Annotated in this window: 18 protein-coding genes and 1 pseudogene; 12 read left to right on the top strand and 7 right to left on the bottom strand. The window is 58.6% G+C overall.

Features of this window, described 5'->3' with window-relative positions; translation table 11 throughout:
* Positions 1-39: 39 nt before the first annotated feature.
* From ACZZ0D_RS17020 to ACZZ0D_RS17010, 3 genes are read left to right on the top strand one after another with little or no spacing between them, the layout of a single operon-like run.
* A complete protein-coding gene (locus ACZZ0D_RS17020) occupies positions 40-792 on the top strand; it encodes a 5-oxoprolinase subunit PxpA (protein WP_463553842.1) in 753 nt (250 codons plus the stop codon).
* A complete protein-coding gene (locus tag ACZZ0D_RS17015; RefSeq protein ID WP_463553841.1) occupies positions 789-1,493 on the top strand; it encodes a 5-oxoprolinase subunit B family protein in 705 nt (234 codons plus the stop codon). Before ACZZ0D_RS17020 ends, ACZZ0D_RS17015 begins: the two co-directional genes overlap by 4 nt.
* Positions 1,490-2,413 (top strand): 5-oxoprolinase subunit C family protein, encoded by a 924-nt coding sequence (locus tag ACZZ0D_RS17010; protein ID WP_463553840.1) that lies wholly within the window; start codon positions 1,490-1,492, stop codon positions 2,411-2,413. The genes ACZZ0D_RS17015 and ACZZ0D_RS17010 overlap by 4 nt, the downstream gene beginning before the upstream one ends.
* Positions 2,414-2,506: 93 nt before the next feature.
* Here the strand turns inward: ACZZ0D_RS17010 and ACZZ0D_RS17005 are convergent, their stop codons facing one another.
* From ACZZ0D_RS17005 to ACZZ0D_RS16995, 3 genes are all read right to left on the bottom strand, one after another.
* Positions 2,507-3,685 carry a vWA domain-containing protein gene (locus tag ACZZ0D_RS17005; RefSeq protein WP_008085921.1) on the bottom strand — a complete coding sequence of 393 codons (1,179 nt, stop codon included), beginning with the start codon at positions 3,683-3,685 and terminating at the stop codon, positions 2,507-2,509.
* A gap of 12 nt (positions 3,686-3,697) precedes the next feature.
* Positions 3,698-4,543 (bottom strand): AAA family ATPase, encoded by an 846-nt coding sequence (locus tag ACZZ0D_RS17000; RefSeq protein ID WP_064119651.1) that lies wholly within the window; start codon positions 4,541-4,543, stop codon positions 3,698-3,700.
* Between the two features lie 204 nt (positions 4,544-4,747).
* Positions 4,748-5,824 (bottom strand): DUF748 domain-containing protein, encoded by a 1,077-nt coding sequence (locus ACZZ0D_RS16995; protein ID WP_008085924.1) that lies wholly within the window; start codon positions 5,822-5,824, stop codon positions 4,748-4,750.
* Between the two features lie 128 nt (positions 5,825-5,952).
* On the opposite strand from ACZZ0D_RS16995, the gene cysK reads away from it, so the two are divergent.
* Together cysK and ACZZ0D_RS16985 are read left to right on the top strand one after the other, a co-directional pair.
* Positions 5,953-6,927: a cysteine synthase A gene (gene cysK / locus ACZZ0D_RS16990; RefSeq protein WP_159814663.1), complete on the top strand. Its 975-nt coding sequence runs from the start codon at positions 5,953-5,955 to the stop codon at positions 6,925-6,927.
* Positions 6,928-7,110: 183 nt separating this feature from the next.
* Positions 7,111-8,049 carry an aspartyl/asparaginyl beta-hydroxylase domain-containing protein gene (locus tag ACZZ0D_RS16985; RefSeq protein ID WP_212545186.1) on the top strand — a complete coding sequence of 313 codons (939 nt, stop codon included), beginning with the start codon at positions 7,111-7,113 and terminating at the stop codon, positions 8,047-8,049.
* 256 nt (positions 8,050-8,305) lie between these two features.
* On the opposite strand, the gene ACZZ0D_RS16980 is transcribed toward ACZZ0D_RS16985, so the two are convergent.
* Positions 8,306-8,830, bottom strand: a complete 525-nt coding sequence (locus ACZZ0D_RS16980; protein WP_463553839.1) for a hypothetical protein — start codon at positions 8,828-8,830, stop codon at positions 8,306-8,308.
* 467 nt (positions 8,831-9,297) lie between these two features.
* Between ACZZ0D_RS16980 and ACZZ0D_RS16975 the strand changes: the two genes are divergently transcribed.
* A complete protein-coding gene (locus ACZZ0D_RS16975) occupies positions 9,298-10,161 on the top strand; it encodes a DMT family transporter (protein ID WP_463553838.1) in 864 nt (287 codons plus the stop codon).
* 121 nt (positions 10,162-10,282) lie between these two features.
* Here ACZZ0D_RS16975 and ACZZ0D_RS16970 read toward each other — a convergent pair whose 3' ends face one another.
* The gene (locus tag ACZZ0D_RS16970) at positions 10,283-11,191 is read right to left on the bottom strand and encodes a DMT family transporter (protein WP_282357582.1); all 909 of its coding nucleotides are present in this window, start codon (positions 11,189-11,191) and stop codon (positions 10,283-10,285) included.
* Positions 11,192-11,411: 220 nt separating this feature from the next.
* Between ACZZ0D_RS16970 and aceK the strand changes: the two genes are divergently transcribed.
* The 5 genes and pseudogenes from aceK (at position 11,412) to ACZZ0D_RS16945 (ending at position 19,718) form a co-directional block, all read left to right on the top strand.
* Positions 11,412-13,133 carry a bifunctional isocitrate dehydrogenase kinase/phosphatase gene (gene aceK, locus ACZZ0D_RS16965; RefSeq protein ID WP_463553837.1) on the top strand — a complete coding sequence of 574 codons (1,722 nt, stop codon included), beginning with the start codon at positions 11,412-11,414 and terminating at the stop codon, positions 13,131-13,133.
* A 275-nt stretch (positions 13,134-13,408) separates the two neighbouring features.
* A pseudogene (gene hrpA, locus ACZZ0D_RS16960) lies at positions 13,409-17,319 on the top strand (ATP-dependent RNA helicase HrpA).
* Between the two features lie 330 nt (positions 17,320-17,649).
* The gene (locus tag ACZZ0D_RS16955) at positions 17,650-18,771 is read left to right on the top strand and encodes a beta-ketoacyl-ACP synthase III (RefSeq protein WP_463553836.1); all 1,122 of its coding nucleotides are present in this window, start codon (positions 17,650-17,652) and stop codon (positions 18,769-18,771) included.
* Positions 18,772-18,876: 105 nt separating this feature from the next.
* The gene (locus ACZZ0D_RS16950; RefSeq protein ID WP_463553835.1) at positions 18,877-19,491 is read left to right on the top strand and encodes an RNA polymerase sigma factor; all 615 of its coding nucleotides are present in this window, start codon (positions 18,877-18,879) and stop codon (positions 19,489-19,491) included.
* A complete protein-coding gene (locus tag ACZZ0D_RS16945; protein ID WP_463553834.1) occupies positions 19,485-19,718 on the top strand; it encodes an anti-sigma factor family protein in 234 nt (77 codons plus the stop codon). Before ACZZ0D_RS16950 ends, ACZZ0D_RS16945 begins: the two co-directional genes overlap by 7 nt.
* A 149-nt stretch (positions 19,719-19,867) precedes the next feature.
* Here ACZZ0D_RS16945 and ACZZ0D_RS16940 read toward each other — a convergent pair whose 3' ends face one another.
* Positions 19,868-21,199, bottom strand: a complete 1,332-nt coding sequence (locus tag ACZZ0D_RS16940) for a putative porin (RefSeq protein WP_212545176.1) — start codon at positions 21,197-21,199, stop codon at positions 19,868-19,870.
* Between the two features lie 283 nt (positions 21,200-21,482).
* On the opposite strand from ACZZ0D_RS16940, the gene ACZZ0D_RS16935 reads away from it, so the two are divergent.
* Complete coding sequence (locus ACZZ0D_RS16935) at positions 21,483-22,607, top strand: GNAT family N-acetyltransferase (RefSeq protein WP_463553833.1); 1,125 nt, start codon at positions 21,483-21,485, stop codon at positions 22,605-22,607.
* A 109-nt stretch (positions 22,608-22,716) separates the two neighbouring features.
* Here ACZZ0D_RS16935 and aqpZ read toward each other — a convergent pair whose 3' ends face one another.
* Positions 22,717-23,412 (bottom strand): aquaporin Z, encoded by a 696-nt coding sequence (gene aqpZ, locus ACZZ0D_RS16930; protein ID WP_463553832.1) that lies wholly within the window; start codon positions 23,410-23,412, stop codon positions 22,717-22,719.
* Positions 23,413-23,647 lie beyond the last annotated feature (235 nt).

The raw sequence follows: 23,647 nt of genomic DNA, 5'->3' as shown, positions 1-23,647 counted from the left end.
CTACCGATAAAAAGACAAGCCCCTACAGGAGTGTTCACCGTGAGCCGCCTGCTATTGAATTGCGACATTGGCGAGAGCTTCGGCAACTGGACCATGGGTCTGGACGCCGAGGTCATGCCCTTCATCGATTGCGCCAACATCGCCTGCGGTTTCCATGCCGGCGACCCGAGCATCATGCGTAAAACCGTCAGCCTGGCGTTGAGCCACGGCGTAAAAATCGGCGCGCATCCGGCTTATCAGGATCTGGTCGGTTTCGGCCGCCGTTCCATGGCGTATTCGGCGCAAGAGCTGCAAGACATCCTGCATTATCAGATAGGCGCCCTCGACGGCATTTGCAAGGCGCAGGGCGGGCGAGTCAGTTACGTCAAACCGCACGGCGCGATGTACAACGACATGATGGCCAACCCGGCGCAATTGCGTGCGGTGATTCAGGCCGTGGCCGCTTACGACAGCAGCCTGCCGCTGATGTTGATGGCCACTCGCGACAACTCGGCCGCGCAGCAAATGGGTGATGAGTATGGCGTGATGTTGTGGTTCGAAGCCTTCGCCGACCGCGCCTATGACAGCGCCGGCAAACTGGTTTCGCGACAACTGCCGGGTGCGGTGCATCACGAGCCTGAAAAAATCATCGCGCAAGCGCTGACCATCGCCCGTGGCGGCAACCTCACCGCCAGCGATGGCAGTGCGTTGCGCCTGCACGCCAACACCCTCTGCGTGCACGGCGACAACGCCAGTTCGGTGGCCGCCGTGCAGCGCATTCGCGAGGCCTTGAATCAGCAGGACGCGCAATGAACCCAAGGATTGAAGTGGTGGCACTGGATTGCCTGATGCTGCGTCTGTTCGATGAAATCGCAGAAGCCAACATGCCGTGGATGCTCGCCGCCAGTGAGCGCTTGCGTACGGTGTTTGGCGCGCAATTGATCGATCTGGTGCCGTCGTACACGACGCTGATGGTGCATTACGATTTGACGGTTTTGAGCCCGAATCAGGCGCGGGAATTGATCGCTGAGGCGCTGATTGATCTGTCGCCGAATTCAAGAACCGCCGGTCAATGTCATGTGTTGCCGGTCTGGTATGACTTGAGCGTCGGGCCAGAGTTGAGCTTGCTGGCTGAGCGCAGTGGGCTGGCAGTGGATGAGGTGATCCGTCGCCACAGCGGCCGCGAATATCAGGTGTTCGCCCTCGGCTTCGCGCCGGGTTTTGCCTTTATGGGTTTGGTCGAAGAAATCCTCGCGGCGCCACGTTTGAACACGCCGCGCAAGAAAGTCGCCGCTGGCAGCGTCGGTATCGCTGAGCGGCAAACCGCAGCCTATCCCGTGGTCTCGCCCGGTGGCTGGAATCTGATCGGTCGCACGCCGGCGAAACTGTTCGATCGTCATCGCGAGGGCTACAGCCTGATGCAACCCGGCGACACCGTGCGTTTCGAAGCCGTGAGCCATGCCGAGTTCATCAATCTGGGCGGCGACGACACGCCACTGGAGGCGCAGGCATGAGCCGATTGACGATTGAGGCGAGCACGGCGCTGTGTCTGTTGCAGGACGCCGGACGATTTGGTGTGCGGCATCTGGGCGTGACTCAGGGCGGCGCGGCGGACTGGAATTCCATGAGTTGGGCCAATTGGCTGCTGGGCAATGGGCTGGATGTACCGGTGATCGAAATCACCCTCGGCGGGTTTGCGCTGATCGCCGAAGAGGATTGCTTGCTGGCGCTGGCCGGGGCGGATCTTGGCGCGCAGGTAGATGGTCAGCCGTTGGCGCCGTGGCGCAGTTTCAAATTGGGCAAAGGGCAGAAACTGCAGTTCACGCAACCGTTGCTTGGCGCGCGGGCTTATCTGGCAGCACCCGGCGGCTTCGACGCGCCGAAGGTGTTGGGCAGCAGCGCGACGGTGGTGCGCGAAGAACTCGGCGGGCTCGATGGCATGGGGTTGCCATTGGCCAAAGGGTCGACGCTGAGCTATCACGGGGACTCGCTGTGTGTTCGCGAAGTGCCTGTGGCTTTACGGCCGGATCTGAAATCGAATGCGCCGCTGGATCTGGTGCTCGGCGCACAGATCGGTCAGTTCAGCGGGCAGAGTTTGTTTGATGCGTTCAACAGTGCCTGGACGCTGGACAGTCGCGCTGATCGCATGGGTATTCGTTTTCTGGGCAAGGCGCTGGAATATCAGGGGCTGCCGATGATTTCCGAGGGGATTCCGTTGGGCGCGGTGCAGGTGCCGCCGGATGGCCAGCCGATTGTGTTGCTCAATGATCGGCAGACGATTGGCGGCTATCCACGGTTGGGCGCATTGACGCCGCTGGCGTTGGCGCGGCTGGCGCAGTGTTTGCCGGGGGCGCAGGTGCGGTTGCGGCCGGTGGTGCAGGACGTTGCGCACCGTGAGCATGTCGGATATTTGCGGCGCTTTAAAGAAAGCTAAGAGCTTCGCGAGCAAGCCCGCTCCCACAATTGGAATGCATTTCAACTGTGGGAGCGGGCTTGCTCGCGAAGGGGCCGTCACTGACAACAAAGATCACTTGGACAAAAACCGCATCCCTTCCTCAAGCCCACGCAACGTCAACGGATACATCTGATCCTCGATCAAATCCCTGACGATATTGGTCGACGAGGTATACCCCCACGTATCTTTCGGGTACGGGTTAATCCAGATGAGTTTCTTGTACTTCTCCATAAACCGCTGCATCCACACATAACCCGGCTCTTCGTTCCAGTGCTCGACACTGCCGCCGGCCTGGGTGATTTCATAAGGCGCCATCGCCGCGTCGCCAATGAAAATCACCTTATAGTCAGCGCCGTACTTGTGCAGCAGATCCTGGGTTGAAGTGCGCTCGGAAGTGCGGCGCATGTTGTTCTTCCACACCGATTCGTAAACGAAGTTGTGGAAGTAGAAGTACTCCAGATGCTTGAACTCGGTCTTACAGGCCGAGAACAACTCCTCGCAGATCTTCACGTGCGCATCCATCGAGCCGCCGATGTCGAACAGCAACAACAGCTTCACCGTGTTGCGCCGCTCCGGGCGCATCTGGATATTCAGCAATCCGGCGTCGCGTGCGGTGTGATCGATGGTGCCGTCGATATCAAGTTCTTCCGCCGCGCCCTGGCGAGCGAATTTACGCAGACGACGCAGGGCAACCTTGATGTTGCGCGTGCCCAGTTCCACCGAATCATCAAGGTTCTTGTATTCGCGCTGATCCCAGACTTTTACCGCTTTGCCCTGACGCTTGCCGGCATCGCCCACCCGAATGCCTTCCGGGTTGAAGCCGCCGGAGCCAAACGGGCTGGTGCCGCCGGTGCCGATCCATTTGTTGCCGCCGGCGTGACGTTCCTTCTGTTCTTCCAGACGCTTCTTGAACTCTTCGATCAGTTTATCGAGGCCGCCGAGGGACTGGATTTGCGCGCGTTCCTCGTCGCTCAGCGAGCGTTCGAACTCCTTGCGCAACCAGTCTTCGGGAATCAGCGCCTGTAAGTGATCGTCGAGCTTTTCGAGGCCATTGAAGTAGGCGCCAAACGCACGGTCGAATTTGTCGAAATGGCGCTCGTCCTTCACCAGAATCGCCCGCGACAAGTAATAGAACTCGTCCATGTCGGCGAAGGTCACGCGCTGTTTCAGCGCGTTGATTAGGTCGAGCAGCTCGCGCACCGACACCGGCACCTTGGCGGCACGCATTTCATTGAACAGGTTGAGCAACATGGCATCAGCCTCTTAGCGAGAACCGCGACGGCTCATGAACGCCAGACGCTCAAGCAGTTGCACGTCCTGTTCGTTCTTCACCAAGGCACCGGCCAGTGGCGGAATGGCTTTGGTCGGATCACGTTCGCGCAGCACCGCTTCGCCAATATTGTCGGCCATCAGCAGTTTCAGCCAGTCGACCAGTTCCGAGGTCGACGGCTTCTTCTTCAGGCCTGGCACTTTGCGCACATCGAAGAACACGTCCAGCGCTTCGCTGACCAGATCCTTCTTGATGTCCGGGTAGTGCACGTCGACGATTTTCTGCAGGGTCGGGCGATCCGGGAAAGCGATGTAGTGGAAGAAGCAGCGGCGCAGGAAAGCGTCCGGCAGTTCTTTCTCGTTGTTCGAGGTAATGATGATGATCGGGCGCTTCTTGGCCTTGATGGTCTCGTCGATCTCGTAAACGTAGAACTCCATCTTGTCGAGTTCTTGCAGCAGGTCGTTGGGGAACTCGATGTCGGCCTTGTCGATCTCGTCGATCAGCAGAATGACCCGCTCTTCGGACTCGAAAGCCTCCCAGAGCTTGCCTTTCTTCAGGTAGTTGCGCACGTCGTGGACTTTTTCAGTGCCCAGCTGCGAGTCGCGCAGACGGCTGACCGCGTCGTACTCGTACAAGCCCTGATGGGCCTTGGTGGTGGATTTGATGTGCCAGGTGATCAGCTTGGCATTGAACGATTCGGCCAGTTGCTCGGCGAGCATGGTCTTGCCGGTGCCCGGCTCGCCCTTGACCAGCAGCGGCCGCTCCAGGGTGATGGCGGCGTTGACCGCCAGCTTCAGGTCATCGGTGGCGACGTAGGCCTGGGTGCCTTCGAACTTCATCTGCTAATCCTCGAACGGTAACGCCGACCTGAACGGGCAGGGCGGGGGCGAAATAATCGGATGCCCGACTATAACGCGCAGGCCGGTCGACTGTGAACGCAGACGGCTTATTCAGTCTCTGAATGGGGCGTCACATGTTGACTCACCTGTGGTGAGGGGATTTATCCCCGACGGGCTGCGAAGCGGCCCCTAATGTGAACAAACCTAACCCGCATCCGGCTTGGGCCGTTCATACCGCGCATTGAATGCCTGAACAAAGCCATTACGCAAAATCTGCAAAAACGCTTCAAACGCGCTGATATTTTGCTGATGCACATTGCCGCTCAGCTCAACCTTGGTCGCAAACTGGTTTTTCGCCTGATTCTTCAGCACGGTTTCCGTGCCGCCGACCAGCGCTTCCCAGACGGAGCGGAAGATGCTTTTGTTCTTGTTTTCCACGTCCTGCTGCCAGTTGAAGACTTCGACGTCACGCAGCAGGGGTTTGATGTAGCCGTTGACTTGCGCCTTTTTGGCTTTGGCCTCAATCACTACATCGCCGTGACCTGCATTGAAGTCGAACTTGCCGTAGGCCGAAGCGAAGTCGTTCATGCTCTTGAGTTCGATATCTTTGGCGCGCAGGCGGAATTCGAAGTCTTCAAAATTGCTCAACGGATCGAAGGTGGCGGTGGTCTCCAGCGGTGCGTGGCCGAGTAGCAAGGCTTTGCCTTCGAAACGGGCGTCGCGTTTACCTTCCTTGTCGACCACGTTGGTCAGGTTGTAGATGCTCGCGTTGACGTCAGTGGCATTCATGTTCACCGGCGGTTTGGAGTTGAAGTTGCGGAAACTGATGCGACCGTCGTTGATCTGCACTTCGTCGAGGGTAATGGGCAACAACTTGCCCAACTGCTCACGCCAGTCGGTGCCTTGACCGGTTTGGGAATTCTGTTTGTTGGCGCCACCGTCGACGAAGTTGATTTCAGGTTTGAAGAACTTCACTTGAGCGACGACGGCATGGTCGTACCACAGCGAGTGCCAACTGACTGAAAGGTCGATCAACGGCGCATTGACGAACGGCACCGGCACTTTGCCGTCGACTTTGACAATCTTCAGACCGTTGATTTTGTAGGCGCCGCGCCACCACGCCAGGTCAACGTCAGTGATCTGACCTCGGTAATCGCCCATGTTGGCCAGTTTGTCATTCAGGTAATCGCGCACCACGTAGGGCAGGGCGATGTGCAGCGCGATCAGCAGCACGACGATTCCCGCGAAAGTCCACAAGGGCCAACTGTAGCGACGTTTCATGGTGACAATTCCCGAACGATGTAAAGCGATTGACTACTGCGTGTTGCAGACGTTCGCCTCGACTGGACTGTGATGGGCAACAGGCATACCTTGGAGCGCTGAATTCAATGCTGCATAAGGACCCAGCCATGAGCCGTATTTTTGCTGACAATGCCCATTCCATCGGCAACACGCCGCTGGTGCAGATCAACCGTATTGCGCCGCGTGGCGTGACCATTCTGGCCAAGATCGAGGGGCGCAACCCCGGTTATTCGGTGAAATGCCGGATCGGTGCCAACATGATCTGGGACGCCGAAAGCAGCGGCAAACTCAAGCCCGGCATGACCATCGTCGAGCCGACCTCGGGCAACACTGGCATCGGCCTGGCCTTCGTCGCCGCCGCTCGCGGTTACAAATTGATGCTGACCATGCCGGCCTCGATGAGCATCGAGCGCCGTAAGGTGCTCAAAGCACTGGGCGCTGAACTGGTGTTGACCGAACCGGCCAAGGGCATGAAAGGCGCGATCGAAAAAGCCGCTGAAATCGTGGCCAGTGATGCCGACAAATATTTCATGCCAGCGCAGTTCGATAACCCGGCCAACCCGGCCATTCATGAAAAAACCACCGGCCCGGAAATCTGGAACGACACCGATGGCGCTGTCGACGTATTGGTGGCCGGCGTCGGAACCGGCGGAACCATCACCGGTGTTTCGCGGTATATCAAGAATACCCAGGGCAAACCGATTCTCTCCGTGGCCGTGGAGCCAGTGTCCTCACCGGTGATCACGCAAGCGCTGGCCGGTGAAGAGATCAAGCCGAGCCCGCACAAGATTCAGGGTATCGGCGCAGGTTTTGTGCCGAAAAACCTCGATCTTTCGATGGTAGACCGGGTTGAGTTGGTGACTGACGAAGAGTCGAAAGCCATGGCCCTGCGTTTGATGCAGGAAGAAGGGATCTTGTGCGGGATCTCCTGCGGTGCAGCGATGGCGGTTGCCGTGCGTCTGGCGGAGACCCCGGAAATGCAGGGCAAGACCATCGTCGTGATTCTGCCGGACTCAGGCGAACGTTATCTGTCGAGCATGTTATTCAGCGACCTGTTCACCGAGCAGGAGAATCAGCAGTAATCTGGATTGATTCAGGTCAGCCAAGGTTCAGGATCGTTATGTTAATAAGCGCTTTATTGCGCATTGCTTAACACTGAATCTTGGAATGCACGGGTTTTTCCCGACGCCGGTAGTGTTTATCATGGCCGGCTGCCATGCCGGGTAAATGGCATCGCAGCGTCGTTTTTTATCAAGGAGTTGTGGATGACCGTTTCGTTTGCCGCCAAGGCGTTTGTGCTGTTGCTGTTTCTCGGCAGCACGCTCTATGTGCATTTGCGCGGCAAGGCGCGTTTGCCGGTACTGCGTCAGTTCGTCAACCATTCGGCGCTGTTCGCTCCGTACAACGCCTTGATGTACATGTTCTCTGGCGTGCCGTCGAAGCCGTATCTGGATCGCAGCAAGTTTCCAGAGCTGGACGTGTTGCGCGACAACTGGGAAACCATTCGCGACGAAGCGATGCACCTTTTCGACGAGGGCTATATTCGCGCCGCCGAGAAGAACAACGATGCCGGTTTCGGTTCATTCTTCAAGAAAGGCTGGAAGCGTTTCTACCTCAAGTGGTACGACAAACCGCTGCCTTCAGCCGAAACCCTGTGCCCGAAAACCGTGGCGCTGGTCAGTGCGATTCCGAATGTAAAAGGCGCGATGTTTGCGTTGTTGCCGGGCGGCAGCCACCTCAACCCGCACCGCGATCCGTTTGCCGGCTCTCTGCGTTATCACCTCGGCTTGTCGACGCCTAACTCTGACGATTGCCGGATCTTCGTCGACGGTCAGGTTTACGCCTGGCGCGACGGTGAAGACGTGATGTTCGATGAGACCTACGTGCACTGGGTTAAAAACGAAACCGAGCAAACCCGCGTCATTCTGTTCTGCGATGTCGAACGTCCGCTGAAAAACCGCTTCATGACTCGCATCAACCGTTCGATCAGCGCCTGGCTCGGCCGCGCGACTGCGCCGCAGAACCTCGATGATGAACGCGTGGGCGGGATCAACCAGGCTTACGCGTGGAGCAAGAACTTCAGCGACAAATTCAGCGGCGTTGTGAAACAGTGGAAGCGCCGTAATCCCAAGGCCTACCGCGTGGCACGACCGGTATTGGCGGTAGTGGTGTTGACGTTGTTGGGGTATTGGTTGTTTGGTTGAGGCTGGATATTGAAATGAAAAAACCGCTCTTTGGGAGCGGTTTTTTATTGGGAAACTTACAGGCGACCTGCTGCGAGTACACTCGGCTCTTCTGTGTCAGTACCGGTTTCCAGTAATTTCAGAAGCCGGTTTTGGCTTGCAGTCAGAAGCACCTCTCCAGATTTTCTGCTGCGGGGAAGAGATCCCTTTCTAGTGGGAGCCTTTTTCTCGGATTTGCTCATGTTTCCACCACTATTGATCGTTATTTGAACAGTTTTCACGATACTCGGTTCTCTAGGTTTTTTACAAGGCGGCCCTGAGAATCGAAGTCAAAGCCGAGTTTTTGATAATGTGAAACCGCACCCTTCAAAGGCTCCTGGATTTCGAGAATATTGCTTCCAAGGAATTGGGCATATTGTTCGATTGCGATCAACGCCAATGCACCGATACGGTTTTTCAACGGATGTTTTTCTCTTGGGCGTCCTTCCAGACGCACAATTCGTATTCTTTTCCTGCTGGCGTTTGGATTTGCAAAGCACAGTCCGCAAAGCTGCTCTTCGTGCCAGATCGCTATGTCGAGAGACAAGGGTTCCCGGGCTTTCCATTCAACGACTTCACACCACGCGAAGTGCTGATCTTTCCAAAGTCGTGACGCTTCCACTGCTTGCCGATTGATCGGTTCGAAACGAACTTTTGATAAATCTATGAGAGTCGATTCATTTTGCGCCGGTTGAAGCTGTAACCGGGCGGTGACGATAGCGGCCTGCTTTCTGGCTTGTGATCGATACAACTGATATCGCAAAGATGTCCTTTCCCTTGGCATGTGATTCCGTGCATTCCTTGTCCTCCATGGATGGGTGCCGCCATTGCAAACCAGCCTATGCGCCTCCCTCTCATCTGTCGCTAGCGGCCATTCGCCCAAGTCATTGCAATCCATGTCATACGCTGGTTATATTCAGCCCCACGTGAGCCAACCGACTTACGTATCCATTCAAAAAGATCAGCCCCAATGCCTGCATCCCTCATCAACGCGGTAGTCGATTCAGCGGTCAGCGCTGGCGTCGTGCCGTGCGGGAATCAGCAGCCAAGGCAGATCAGTCATTACCCTCCACCTGTCAGTAGCACGCCGGTGTGCGCAGTCGTATCACCGCCGGGCGTTGGCGTTTCGGGCTGATCAGCGTTTTTGCTGCCCCCCGTGCCCGCCTGAAAAAACCTACTGAATTTCAGCCTCGGCTGAGTTGGCTATTTGCCTGACTACAGGTGGTATTCATGTTTGTCCTTTCGAAAAAAACCGCGCTCGCGGCGGCGTCCACGAGCCTGTTCGTTCTGCTGTGGAGCAGCGGGGCGATCTTCTCCAAATGGGGGCTGGCGCATGCGTCACCCTTTGCCTTTCTGCTGATACGTTTTGCGATTGCCTTGTGCGGGCTGGTACTGCTGGCGCCGTTGCTCAAGTTGAAGTTGCCCAAGGGCGGCAAGCCGATGCTGTATGCGATTGCCACGGGCGTGGTGTTATTGGGGGCTTATCAGATTTTCTATCTGCTGGCCCTGAACACCAAAGTCACACCCGGCGTGATGGCCACGATCATGGGCGTGCAACCGATCCTCACCGTGGTGCTGATGGAACGGCAGCGCTCAGCGAGCCGCTTGTTCGGCCTGGCGCTGGGGCTGGCCGGGTTGATCATGGTGGTTTATCAGGGTATCGGTCTGGCCGGCATGTCTTGGGCGGGAATGCTCTTCGGGCTGCTGGCGCTCGTGAGCATGACGCTCGGTTCGATCATGCAGAAGCGCATCACCGATAATCCCCTTGGCACGCTACCGGTGCAGTACCTCGCCGGGCTGTTGCTGTGCGGGATTTTTGTGCCGTTCCAGCCGTTTCATTTTGAACACAGCGCAGGGTTTTTCCTGCCGGTGTTGTGGATGGGGCTGGTGGTGTCGGTGCTGGCGACGCTGTTGCTGTATCGGCTGATTGCGCAGGGCAATCTGGTGAACGTCACCAGCCTGTTTTATCTGGTGCCGGCGGTGACGGCGGTGATGGATTACCTGATTTTCGGTAATCGGCTGGCGGCGTTGAGTGTGCTGGGGATGCTGCTGATCATTGTTGGGTTGGCGTTTGTGTTTCGTAAAACGGGGTAACTGAGAGTCAGGTGGCGGCTGTTCGGCCGCCAATCGCGAGCAGGCTCACTCCTACAGGGGGATGCATTCCAATTGTAGGAGTGAGCCTGCTCGCGATAGCCTTTTCTGCACCAGCACAAATCTACCGGGCCGGTACCTCCGCCGGCTTAACCACCGCAGGCTTCAACACCAGCCACAACGCCGCCGCAATCAGCACGCCGCCATAAATGTGCGCCATCGACAGCGGCTCATCCAGCAGCAACGCCCCCCACAACACGCCAAACGGCGGAATCATGAAGGTCACGGTCATCGATTTCACCGGGCCGATCGAGCTGAGCAGGCGGAAATAAATGATGTACGCGAACGCCGTGCAGCCCAGGCCAAGACCGAGCAGCGACAGCCAGACATGCCAGCCGCCCCAACTCACGGGTGGCTGGGTTGCCACGCTGTAGCCGAACAGCGGCAGCAGGAACAATGTCGCGCCGAGCATACTGCCCAGTGCCGATAACCGACTGTCCAGTCCGCCGGCCTGATCCAGCCAGCGCCGCGCAAGAAACCCGGCAAAGCCATAACAGGTGGTCGCGAGCAGGCAGGCGACGGCGCCCATCAACAATTCCAGATCGAATGCCACCGGCCCTGCGCGCGTCAGCACGCCAACCCCGAACAGTCCGAGGAAGACGCCGCTCAACTTGGCGACGGTCAATCTTTCACTGAAGAACAATCCGCCAATCAACACGCCCATCAACGGCGTGGTGGCGTTGAAAATCGCCGAGTAACCGGCCGGCAGCACTTGCGCGGCAACCGAATACAGCGTCGCCGGAATCCCCGAGTTGATCACGCCGAGCAGCATCACGGTTTTCAGTTTGCCTTTGAAATCCCAGCTGATGCGCATCAAACCGAGGATCACCAGCAGACCGACGGCAGCGATCGATACGCGAAAAAACGCGGTCGGAATGGTTCCGATCACGGGCGCAATCACGCGCATGAACAGGAAGCTCGCGCCCCAGATGGCTGCCAGCGACAACATACGGAAAATATCGACAGGGCTCACGGCGGGGCTCCTTCCTTGATCGGGACGAGAGTGTTGCCGAGGCCCCGGATCATGGCAACCGCTAATCGGACATTTAATTTCCCGCAGCCGCCGCTTACACACAGAAAACCGTACGCGGTAACAACCGGAACGGCATTTGGCCGAAATTGCACTTCACCTGTGCCCGCAACCGTGGCTAAGCTCAGGCACAGATTTCCAAACGTACGCCGAGGTCTCATTTATGCCGCAGCAATGGCCAGCCACCGACATCGCCCGCATGATCCTCGATGGCTTTGACGATTACCGCGAGCATTTCCGGCGGATCACTGACGGCGCGCGCGAGCGTTTCGAGCAGGCGCGCTGGCAGGAGACGCAAACGGCGTCGGCGGCGCGGATCAACCTCTACGAAGAAAAAGTCGGCGAAACCATCGCCCGCCTGCGCGAGCATTTCGACGACGACACGCTGATGAACGTCAGTTGCTGGCCGCTGGTGAAAAGCGCCTACATCAGCGTTATCGACCTGCGCTTCGACGATGAACTGTCCGAGACCTGGTACAACTCGATTTTCTGCGGGCTGTTCAGCCATGACCTGATCAGCGATGGCTGCATGTTCATTCACACCACGCGCCCGAGCCTGCGCCGTGCTCGCGCCGCGCAAACCCGTACCTATAAACCGCAAGGGCAGTTATCGGGGATGCTCGCGAGCATTTTTGCCGATTACCGTTTCAGCGAAGACTACGCCGATTTACCGGGTGACCTGCAGCGCCTCGAAGCGCAACTGCGTGAGAATCTGCCGGACTGGGTGTGCAAGGATCCGGAGCTTAGCGTCGAGCTGTTTTCCTCGGTGCTGTACCGCAACAAAGGTGCGTACCTGGTCGGGCGCACCTACACCCGCGACGAACAATGGCCGCTGGTGATTCCGCTGCTGCACCGCGAAGGGCGCGGGATTCAGATCGATGCGTTGATCACTGACGAAGCCGACGTGTCGATTATCTTCTCCTTCACCCGCTCGTACTTCATGGTCGATGTGCCGGTGCCGGCGGAGTTCATCGGCTTCCTGCGGCGCATTCTGCCGGGCAAACACATCGCCGAGCTGTACACCTCGATCGGTTTCTACAAGCACGGCAAATCCGAGTTCTATCGCGCGCTGATCAATCACCTGGCCAACACCGACGATCAATTCATCATGGCTCCCGGCGTGCGCGGCATGGTCATGAGCGTGTTCACCCTGCCGGGCTTCAACACTGTTTTCAAAATCATCAAAGACCGCTTTTCGCCCTCGAAAAACGTCGACCGCGCGACGGTGATCGAGAAGTACCGACTGGTGAAAAGCGTCGACCGGGTAGGGCGTATGGCCGATACCCAGGAATTCGCCGATTTTCGCTTCCCGCTGACCAAGTTTGATCCGGCGTGTCTTGAGGAATTGCTCGAAGTGGCAGCGTCGACGGTATCGGTTGAAGGCGACACCGTGCTGATCCGCCACTGCTGGACCGAGCGGCGAATGACCCCGCTTAACCTCTATCTGGAGAACGCCAATGACGCGCAAGTGCGTGAGGCGCTGGAGGATTACGGGCTGGCGATCAAACAACTGGCGGCGGCGAACATCTTTCCCGGCGACATGCTGCTGAAGAACTTTGGCGTTACTCGTCATGGGCGCGTGGTGTTTTATGACTATGACGAGATCTGTTTCCTGACCGAAGCCAACTTCCGTCACATTCCTGCGCCGCGCACGCCGGAGGACGAAATGGCCTCTGAACCGTGGTATTCGATCGGGCCGCTGGATGTGTTTCCGGAAGAATTTCCGCCGTTTTTGTTCGCTGATTCGGGGCAACGCAAGTTGTTCGATCAGTTGCATGGCGAGTTGTATAACGCGGATTACTGGAAGAGCCTGCAGGAGGCGATTCGCGCCGGCAAAATCATCGACGTCTTCCCGTACCGCCGCAAAGGCCTCGATAACGAATAACTCCTTCAAAAACCCCTCACCCCAACCCTCTCCCAAAGGGAGAGGGGGCCGACCGAGTTGTTTTGGGTCAAACATCGACCTGAAAAATTTTGGCGATTATGGATTCGGTAAAGCATTTTCAGGTCGCTGAACATCTTCTGCATCCCCCAATCTGTTCCCTCTCCTTCCGGGAGAGGGCTAGGGTGAGGGCAGCAATCCCCCCTGACACGCCACAAATCCGCCAAATCTGCGACAATCGGCCCCCTGCACAAATAGACGACCGAATTGCGTACCCGATGACCGACGAATCGCCCTCCATCGACAAACTGCTGAAAAACCTCGACCACGCCATGCTCGCCGACCGTCACCGGCTGCGGCGGCAGTTGCTTGAGCTGCGCAAGAAACCTGATGAGGCCAAACTGGCCCAGTGGGTGACGCGCATGCAGGCGTCCTGTGATCAGGTGCTGGCGCGCAAGGCCAGCCTGCCGGTGATTCGTTACGACGACAGTTTGCCGATCGCCGCCAAGCGCGACGAGATCAAGAAAGCGCTGGAAAAGCACCAGGTCTTGATCATCGCCGGTGAAACCGGTTCGGGTAAAACCACGCAATTACCGAAAATCTGTCTGGAGATCGGTCGCGGTCAGCACGGCTTGATCGGCCACACCCAGCCGCGCCGGATTGCAGCACGCAGTGTGGCCAGTCGGGTTGCCGAAGAGCTCGGCACGCCGCTCGGGTCGCTGGTCGGCTATCAGGTGCGTTTCGAAGATCAGAGCGATGCCAACACCCTGATCAAGCTGATGACCGACGGCATCCTGCTCGCGGAAACCCAGAATGATCGTTACCTCGAGCGCTACGACACGATCATCGTCGACGAAGCCCACGAACGCAGCCTCAACATCGACTTCCTGCTTGGTTACCTGAAAACCCTGCTGCCGCGTCGTCCGGATCTGAAAGTCATCATCACCTCGGCGACCATCGATCTGGAGCGTTTTTCCAAGCATTTCGACGATGCGCCGATTGTTGAAGTCTCCGGCCGTACCTTCCCGGTCGATACCTGGTATCGCCCGCTGACGCTCGAGCAGGACGAAGAGGGCAACCGTGTCGAGGATGACCTGACGGTGGATCAGGCGATCCTTGCCACCCTCGACGAAATCGCCGCTTACGAACGCAGTGAACGCCGCAGTCCCGGCGATGTGCTGGTGTTCTTGCCAGGCGAGCGCGAGATTCGTGACGCTGCCGACATGCTGCGTAAAGCCCAACTCAAACACACTGAAATCCTGCCGCTGTACGCGCGCCTGTCGCCGGCCGAGCAGCAGCGGATTTTTCAGTCGCACCCGGGCCGTCGCGTGGTGCTCGCGACCAACGTCGCCGAGACGTCGCTGACCGTGCCGGGCATTCGTTACGTGATCGACAGCGGCACCGCGCGCATCAGCCGTTACAGCTACCGCGCCAAGGTGCAGCGTCTGCCGATCGAGGCGATTTCCCAGGCCAGCGCCAACCAGCGTAAGGGCCGTTGCGGCCGGGTCGAGCCGGGCATCTGCATTCGGTTGTACAGCGAAGAAGATTTTATCGGCCGCCCGGAATTTACCGATCCGGAAATTCTGCGCACCAACCTCGCCGCAGTCATTTTGCAGATGCTGCATCTGCGCCTCGGCGAGATCACCGCGTTCCCGTTTATCGAGCCGCCGGATGGCAAGGCGATCAGCGACGGTTTCAACCTGCTGCAAGAACTCTCGGCGGTGGATCGAAACAGCCAGCTAACGCCGTTGGGTCGGCAATTGGCGCGTCTGCCGGTCGACCCGCGCATGGGCCGCATGCTGCTCGAAGCGGCGAAACTGGGCAGCTTGCAGGAAGTGCTGATCGTCGCTAGTGCCATGTCGATTCAGGATCCGCGCGAGCGTCCGCCGGAGCGTCAGCAAGCGGCGGATCAAGCTCACGCGCAGTGGAAAGACATCGACTCGGATTTCGCCGGATTGGTGAATCTTTGGCGTGGCTTCGAAGAACAGCGCCAGGCCCTGACCGCGAGTCCGCTGCGCAACTGGTGCCGGAAGAATTTCCTCAACTACCTGCGTCTGCGCGAGTGGCGCGATTCCCATCGCCAGTTGAGTTTGATCTGCCGCGACATGCAGTTAAGCCTGAATAAAGAGCCGGCGGATTATCCGAAGCTGCACAAAGCCGTGCTGGTCGGTTTGCTCAGCCAGATCGGTCAGAAAACCGAGGACGGCGATTACCTCGGCGCGCGTCAGCGGCGCTTCTGGATTCACCCCTCGTCGGGCATCGGCAAGAAGCGCCCGCAATGGCTGATGACCGCCGAACTGGTGGAAACCACCAAGCTCTACGCACGCATGGTTGCCAAGATCGACGCCGACTGGATCGAGCCGCTGGCCGGGCACTTGATCAAGAAAAACCACTTCGAACCGCACTGGGAGAAGAAGCGCGGCCAGGTCGTCGCGTTCGAGCAGATCACCCTGTTCGGGTTGATCGTGGTTGGTCGTCGCCCTGTGCATTACGGCCCGGTGGATCCAGTGGTTTCCCGTGAGCTGTTTATCCGTGAAGGTCTGGTGCGCGGCGAGATTCAGTCGAAAGCCAAGTGCCTGACCGCGAACAAACAACTGCTGGAACAACTCGACGAACTCGAAGCGAAGGCCCGTCGCCGCGACATCCTTGCTGACGAAGAAACCCTCTACGCCTTCTACGACGCGCGGCTGCCAGCGGAGATTCATCAGACCGCGACCTTCGACAGTTGGTATCGCGTCAACAGCCAGAAAGATCCGCAGCTGTTGATCATGCGCGAAGAAGACGTGCTGGCCCGTGAGGCCAGTGAAGTCACCGCGCTGCATTACCCGGACACGCTGCACATCGGCGATCTGGAACTGGCGCTGACCTATCACTTCGAACCCAATCACCCGCGCGACGGCGTGACCTTGCGGGTGCCGGCGCCGCTGTTGCCGATGCTGCCGCCGGAGCGTCTGGAGTGGCTGGTGCCGGGGCTGATCGAGGCCAAGTGCATCGCCCTCGTGCGTAACCTGCCGAAAGCCTTGCGCAAGAACTTCGTGCCAGTGCCGGACTTCATCAAAGCGGCGTTGCAACGCATGACCTTCGCCGAGGGTTCGTTGCCGCAAGCGCTGGGTCGTGAACTGTTGCGCATGACCGGCGCGCGGGTCAGCGATGAAGCGTGGGCGGAGGCTGAGCAAGGCGTCGAAGGGCATCTGCGGATGAACCTGGAAATCGTCGACGGCCAAGGCAAATTCCTTGGTGAAGGACGTGATCTGGCCGAGTTGACCGCGCGGTTTGCCGAAGCCAGTCAGGCTGCATTGGCGGTGCCGCAGAGTGCGAAAAGTCAGCAACCGGTGGAGGCGAAAGTCTTCGCGCCGGTTGCAGAAAGACCCAACAGAAGATCGCCGGGTTGTCGATGACGGTGTATCCGGCGCTGGTCGAAGAGGGCGGTACGGTCAAGGAAGGGCGTTTCTCGACGCCGGCCGAAGCCGAGTTCCAGCATCGTCGTGCGTTGCAGCGTTTGTTGATGCAGCAACTGGCCGAGCCGGCGAAGTTTCTGCGCAGCAAGTTGCCGGGGCAGACTGAGTTGGGCTTGCTCTATCGCGATTTGGGCCGGGTCGATGCGCTGGTCGAAGACATTCTGCTGGCTAGCCTCGACAGCTGCATTCTTGAAGGCGAAGACCCGTTGCCGCGTGACGGCGCCGGTCTGGCAGCACTGGCTGAGCGCAAGCGCGGCGGTTGGACGGAGCACGCTGAACGTGTGGCGCGGTTGACCCTGGAGATTCTCAAGCTGTGGCACGGTTTGCAGAAACGCTTCAAGGGCAAGATCGACCTGGCTCAGGCCGTGGCGCTGAATGACATCAAGCAGCAGATTAGTAACCTGGTGTATCCGGGGTTCGTGCGCGAGACGCCGATGCAGTGGCTGAAAGAAATCCCGCGTTACTTGAAAGCGGTAGAGCAGCGTTTCGAGAAACTTGGCGCGCAAGTGCAGAAGGATCGCGTCTGGAGCGGCGAACTGGCCGGTCTCTGGGCGCAATATCAGGCTCGCGCCGCCAAGCATGCACAGGAAGGCAAACGCGATCCGCAGCTTGAGTTGTACCGCTGGTGGCTGGAGGAATACCGGGTTTCCCTGTTCGCCCAGCAGTTGGGCACGAAAACCCCGATCTCCGACAAACGCCTGAGCAAACAGTGGAGCCAGGTCGAACCCTGATCTGCAGCCATACACAATCCCCCTTGTGGGAGCGGGCTTGCTCGCGAAAGCGGTGTGTCAAACAAGAATCTGCTGACTGACACACTGCCTTCGCGAGCAAGCCCGCTCCCACATTGAGATTTGGGTTGTGCTTGAGAAAGGGGCCAAATCCCTGCGTTTATGGCAAACTTCGCGACCATAAACGCCGGTTTCGCGACCCAGAGCCTTCGGCCGTGTCGCGTGGCGGAATAAAACGATGCCAGGTTTGCGTCCCCCGGATGGGAATAGACCCTTTGTGTGTTGGTACGACGGTTCCAGCACTTTCTGCCTGAACAGATTAGAGAAACGACCATGCATAACGTCGTCATCAGCGGCACCGGCCTGTACACCCCGGCCAACAGCATCTCCAACGAAGAGCTGGTGCAGTCTTTCAATACTTACGTCGCGCAGTTCAACGCCGACAACGCCGACGCGATCGCCAGCGGCGAAGTCCAGGCCCTGACCGAGTCCAGCGCAGCCTTCATCGAAAAAGCCTCGGGCATCAAAAGCCGCTTTGTCATGGACAAGGACGGCATCCTTGACCCGCAGCGCATGGCCCCGCGTCTGCCGGAGCGTTCCAACGACGAATGGTCGGTGCTCTGCCAGATGGCCATCGGCGCAGCCGAAGAGGCCCTGCAACGCGCCGGCAAAACCGCCGCTGACATCGACGGCGTGATCGTCGCCTGCTCCAACCTGCAACGCGCCTACCCGGCCATCGCCATCGAAGTCCAGGAAGCGCTGGGCATTCAAGGCTTCGGTTTCGACATGAACGTCGCTTGCTCCTCGGCGACCTTCGGCATTCAGGCCGCCGCCAACAGCGTGCAACTGGGCCAGGCCCGGGCGATCCTGATGGTCAACCCGGAAGTCTGCACCGGTCACCTGAACTTCCGTGACCGCGACAGCCACTTCATCTTCGGCGACGCCGCGACTGCGGTGATCATCGAACGTGCGGACACCGCCACCTCCAAGCACCAGTTCGACGTGGTCAGCACCAAACTGCTGACCAAGTTCTCCAACAACATCCGCAACAATTTCGGCTTCCTCAACCGCGCAGCAGAAGAGGGCGTCGGTGCCCGCGACAAGCTGTTCGTGCAGGAAGGCCGCAAGGTGTTCAAGGATGTCTGCCCGATGGTTGCCGAGTTGATCGGTGAACACCTGCAAGAGAACCAGCTCAACGTTGGCGACGTGAAGCGCTTCTGGCTGCACCAGGCCAACCTGAGCATGAACCACCTGATCGTGCGCAAGTTGCTCGGTCGCGAAGCCACTGAAGAAGAAGCCCCGGTGATTCTCGACACCTACGCCAACACCAGCTCGGCGGGTTCGGTCATCGCGTTCCACAAATATCAGGACGATCTCGCCGCCGGTTCGCTGGCCGTGCTGAGCTCGTTCGGTGCCGGTTACTCAATCGGCAGCGTGATCCTGCGTAAACGTTGATCGCGCCTTAAAGATCGCCGCCTGCGGCAGCTCCTACACTGATCCTTGTAGGAGCTGCCGCAGGCTGCGATCTTTTGCTTTTGATCCTACGAACAAGAGGCGCCAATGGCCGCACCGGACGACACTCAACTGCTCGAACGCCTGCTGGCCGGTGAGCAGAAGGCTTTCAAGGAACTCGTCAGCACCTATCAAAGCGCGATGCGCGCCGTGGCCTATGCCATCGTCGGTCAGCGTCACGTCGAAGAAGTGGTGCAGGACGCCTGGCTTTCCGTGGTTCGCCATATCGGCACCTTCGAAGGTCGTTCCAGCCTGAAAACCTGGCTGCTGACCATCACCGCCAACTCCGCCAAAAGCCGCTACAAGCAAAATCGCCGCGAAGTGCTGATGGATGATTTGCCGTCACCCCACGGCAGCATCGACGACGACCGCTTTTCCCCCGGTGACGGCCATTGGCTGATCGCCCCGTTCGCCTGGCACCAGGACACCCCCGAAGCGCTGCTCACCGAAGGTGAATTGCGCGACTGTCTCGAGCACACGTTGCTCAGTCTGTCGGAGCTGCAAAGCAGTGTTTTGCTGCTGCGCGAACGGCAGGGGCTGGAGCTGGAAGAGATCTGTAATCTTCTGGAGATCTCGCTCTCCAATGTCCGTGTGCTGCTGCATCGTGCGCGGCTGAAAGTCTTCGCCACGGTGGAGCATTTTGAGGAGACCGGGGAATGCTGACCTGTAAAGAACAAGTGGCGCGCTCCAGCGATTATCTCGATGGCCAGTTGAGCTTCCGCGAGAAACTGATGGTGCGTCATCACCTGATGTTCTGCCCCAATTGCCGCCGCTTTATTCGGCAGATGCGCTTGATGCAGGCCACGTTGAAAGCGATGCCGGAAAAGCCGGAGGAAGGCGTTGATACCTTGGCCGAACGCCTCGCCGAACAACGCCGCAAAGACCTGTAGGAGCTGCCGAAGGCTGCGATCTTTTGACCTTGATAAACAAGATCAAAAGATCGCAGCCTTCGGCAGCTCCTACAAGGGAGTAGCGCAGCGCGGGTGAAACGAACGGATGATGGGGATCGTCCCGCCCGCACCGGGCTAAATTGACGCGGTTAGAACTTGGCTTCGGCATCCAGTTGCAGGGTGTCGATGTCGGAGTCGGTCTTTCTGATGCTGGCGTTGGTGTAGTCCGAGTTAGCCATGAAATACGTGGCGCCCAGGGTGAAGTTCTTGTCCAGTTCGTAACTCACTTTCAACTTGCTGCCGCGCGAGCCGGTGTAACCGTTAGCGAAGTCGGAGTCGGTGAAGGCGCCGACCACGGCATTACGCTGCACGTCGCGATAGTTGTAGTCGACGTTGAAGCCGTACAGCTTGGACTTCACACCGGCCAGCCAGCCAGTGTCCTGATCGGTGCTGGCGTCTTGGTTGTTGACGTACTGACCGTAGATCGCCAATGGAACCGGCAGGTTGCTGAAGTCGATCTGACCGAAGCCTTCGTACAGTTTGAAGGTCTCGTTCGGGCTGTTGCCGTTAACGGCCAGGGCGCATGGCGCGGTAGCGGTGCCGGTAGTCGGGCAGGCGCTGTCCTTGTCGTTGTCGTAAGAATAAATGCTGCCGCCGACGGTCATTTTCACGCTATCGGTGATGGCGAAGCGCGCACCCAACTGGCCGGTGTACAGACGCAAGTCGTGCTTGAACTGCACGCCTTCGCCGTCAACGTTGTCTTTGAGGGTGTAGTGGCCGGCGCTACCGAACAACTCGGCGCCACCGTCCAACGGATACTTGTAAGTGACTGCCAGACCTTCCGGGTTGATATCGCTGTCCCAGATGATGTCGCCCATGCTCACCCACGGCTGAGCCATTTTACCGGCGATCAGGTGCAGGTTTTTCACCGCATCAGGGTGGTAGTCGACGTAGCCCAGGTCGAGCCAGATCTGCTTCTTGTCGAAGTAGTTGTTCAGATCCTGGTTGGTCGAACGCGCGTCATCGCTGCTGCCGGTGGCGATACGGATGCCGGTGTCGACTTGCGGGTTGATCTCGCTGTAGGCACCCAGACGGGCACGAATGCGCTGACGATCCTGGTCTTTGCTGTTCGGCACGCCGTCGTTGTGCACGTTTTCCTGACGGAAGCGCACGTCACCCTTGAACTGGGTCTTGGCGGCCCATGCCAGTTTCTGATCGAAAAGGCTTTGTTCGTCGTTTTTCTTCGCGACAGCCGCCACCTGTTGGTTGGTCTCTTGCTGCGCCTGCTGCGCGATTTGCTGAGCCTTCTGATCCTTGGCCAGTTCGGTTTGCAGTTCGATGTACTGCGCCTGGGAAATCGAGCCGTTGGCTTTAAGCATGTCGAGCAGTTTGGCGTCGACTGCGGCGCTGGCCGGAACACTCATGGCCAACAACAGGCCGCCACACAGGGCCGCCGCAGTTTTCGTGGAAGCAAGACGCATAGCAATCTCCGAAGATGAAAGGGGATGGCTGAACCATCCTGGACACAACCGACGGTTGAAGGTCGGAAAACAGTGGCCGGGCTATAACCCGACGCTCTAAAAACAGGCGCCAGTATCGCGATGGTTTATGACAGTGCAGTGGCACAGTGATGGCAGGATGATGACGATGGGTGTTTGGCCGGAACGATTGATTTAGAGCGGTGTCGGCCGAAGGAGCGTGTGCAAAGCACGTCGATAAGCGATACTCGCCGGGCTTTGAAGCCCCGATGTGGAGAGCCCGTTGATGCCGTTGCAACGCCTGCAAAACCTGTCAGAAATCGCCCCGGCGAGTTGGGATGCGCTGGTGCCCGAGAATCAGCCGTTTCTGCGGCATGCCTTTCTCAGTGCGCTGGAAGACAGCGGCAGCGTTGGCCCGCACACCGGTTGGCTGCCGGAGCATTTGCTGCACGTCGAAGATGATCGACTGATCGCCGCGCTGCCCAGTTATCGCAAGTGGCATTCCTACGGCGAGTACGTGTTCGATCATGGCTGGGCCGACGCTTGCGCCCGCGCCGGCATCGACTATTACCCCAAACTGTTGATCGCCGTGCCGTTCAGCCCGGTCAGTGGCCCGCGCTTGTTGGCGGCGAAAGTAGAGGACGGTTTCGAACTGCTGAAAAGCCTGCCGGGTTATCTGGAAATCGAAGAGCTTTCCAGCGCACACATCAACTTCACTGACCCGTTTACCGATGCAGCGATGGCCGAGCAACCCGGTTGGCTGCAGCGCATCGGCTGTCAGTATCACTGGCAAAATCGGGGTTATCGCGACTTTCAAGACTTCCTCGACGTGCTCGCCTCGCGCAAGCGCAAGCAGATGCGCAAAGAGCGCGAGCAAGTGGCGGGGCAGGGTTTTGAGTTTGAATGGCTGGAGGGGCGTGAGCTGGATGAGGCGCAGTGGGATTTCGTCTATGCCTGCTACGCCAATACCTATGCGGTGCGCCGCCAAGCGCCTTATCTGACGCGGGAGTTTTTCAGTTTGCTCGCCGAGCGCATGCCCGAAGCGATTCGTGTGGTGTTGGCAAAACAGGGCTCACGGCCGGTGGCGATGGCCTTCAGTCTGGTCGGTGGCGACAGTTTCTACGGACGTTATTGGGGCTGCCTGGCCGAGTTTGATCGGCTGCATTTTGAGACGTGTTTCTATCAGGGCATGGATTACGCGATTGCACAGGGTTTTCAGCGGTTTGATGCGGGTGCTCAGGGGGAGCACAAATTGATTCGCGGGTTTGAGCCGGTGATCACGCATTCTTGGCATTACTTGCGTCATCCGGGGCTGAAAGCGGCGGTCAAAGACTTCCTCGAGCAAGAGCGCGCCGGCGTCCTCGCCTACGCCGAAGAAGCCCGAACAGCCTTGCCCTACCGCCAAACCTAGAACCCATGCAGGAGCTGCCGAAGGCTGCGATCTTTTGATCTGGCCTTTTAAAAACCAAGATCAAAAGATCGCAGCCTTCGGCAGCTCCTACACGGGAATTGTGTTGGGCTCAGGTTTCTTCTTTGCCGAGCCAGCGGTAGATCCCGCCGCCCACCACCGCGCCTATCAGCGGCGCGACCCAGAACATCCACAACTGCGCAATCGCCCAGCCGCCCACCATCAGCGCTGGCCCGGTACTGCGCGCCGGGTTGACCGAGGTGTTGGTGACCGGAATCGAGATCAGGTGGATCAGCGTCAGACCCAGACCAATCGCAATCGGTGCCAGCCCCGGTGGCGCGCGTCTGTCGGTCGCGCCGAGGATGATGATCACGAACATCGCGGTCATCACCAGCTCAGTGACAAACCCTGCCGCCATCGAATACTTGCCGGGAGAATGCTCGCCATAACCGTTGGACGCGAGGCCGGAGGCAATATCGAAACCTTCCTTGCCGCTGGCGATATGAGCGATCAGCGCCGCCGCGAGAATCGCGCCGAGCACTTGGGCAATGATGTAAGCAGGCAACTCTTTGGCGGGGAATCGACCGCCGACGACCAGACCGACCGACACGGCCGGGTTGAGATGACATCCGCTGATGTGGCCGATGGCGAACGCCATGGTCAGCACCGTCAGACCAAACGCCAGGGCCACCCCCAGCACGCCGATGCCCAACGGCGAAGACGCGGCGATCACCGCACTGCCGCAACCACCTAACACCAACCAGAACGTACCCAGCAACTCAGTAACTGAACGTTTGAACAGAGACATGAGAGAGTCCTTGATAGCTCGGCTATCGAGACTGTATCGAGTTGTGCTTCCGTGCAGACTTACGACAGGCTCCGTTCCGAAGCCTTGGCTGAGTACAGCAGGGTTTTTACGGATTTCCAGCAGGGCAAAAAGCAAAGATCGCAGCCTGCGGCAGCTCCTACAGTGATTGTTCCCACGCTCTGCGTGGGAATGCCTCAAGGGACGCTCCGCGTCCAGTGACGCGGAGCGTCACGGG

This window comes from Pseudomonas sp. AC193 (assembly GCF_979258075.1).
Note: the sequence above shows the minus strand (reverse complement) of the source record. Positions and strands in the feature narration are given on the sequence as shown.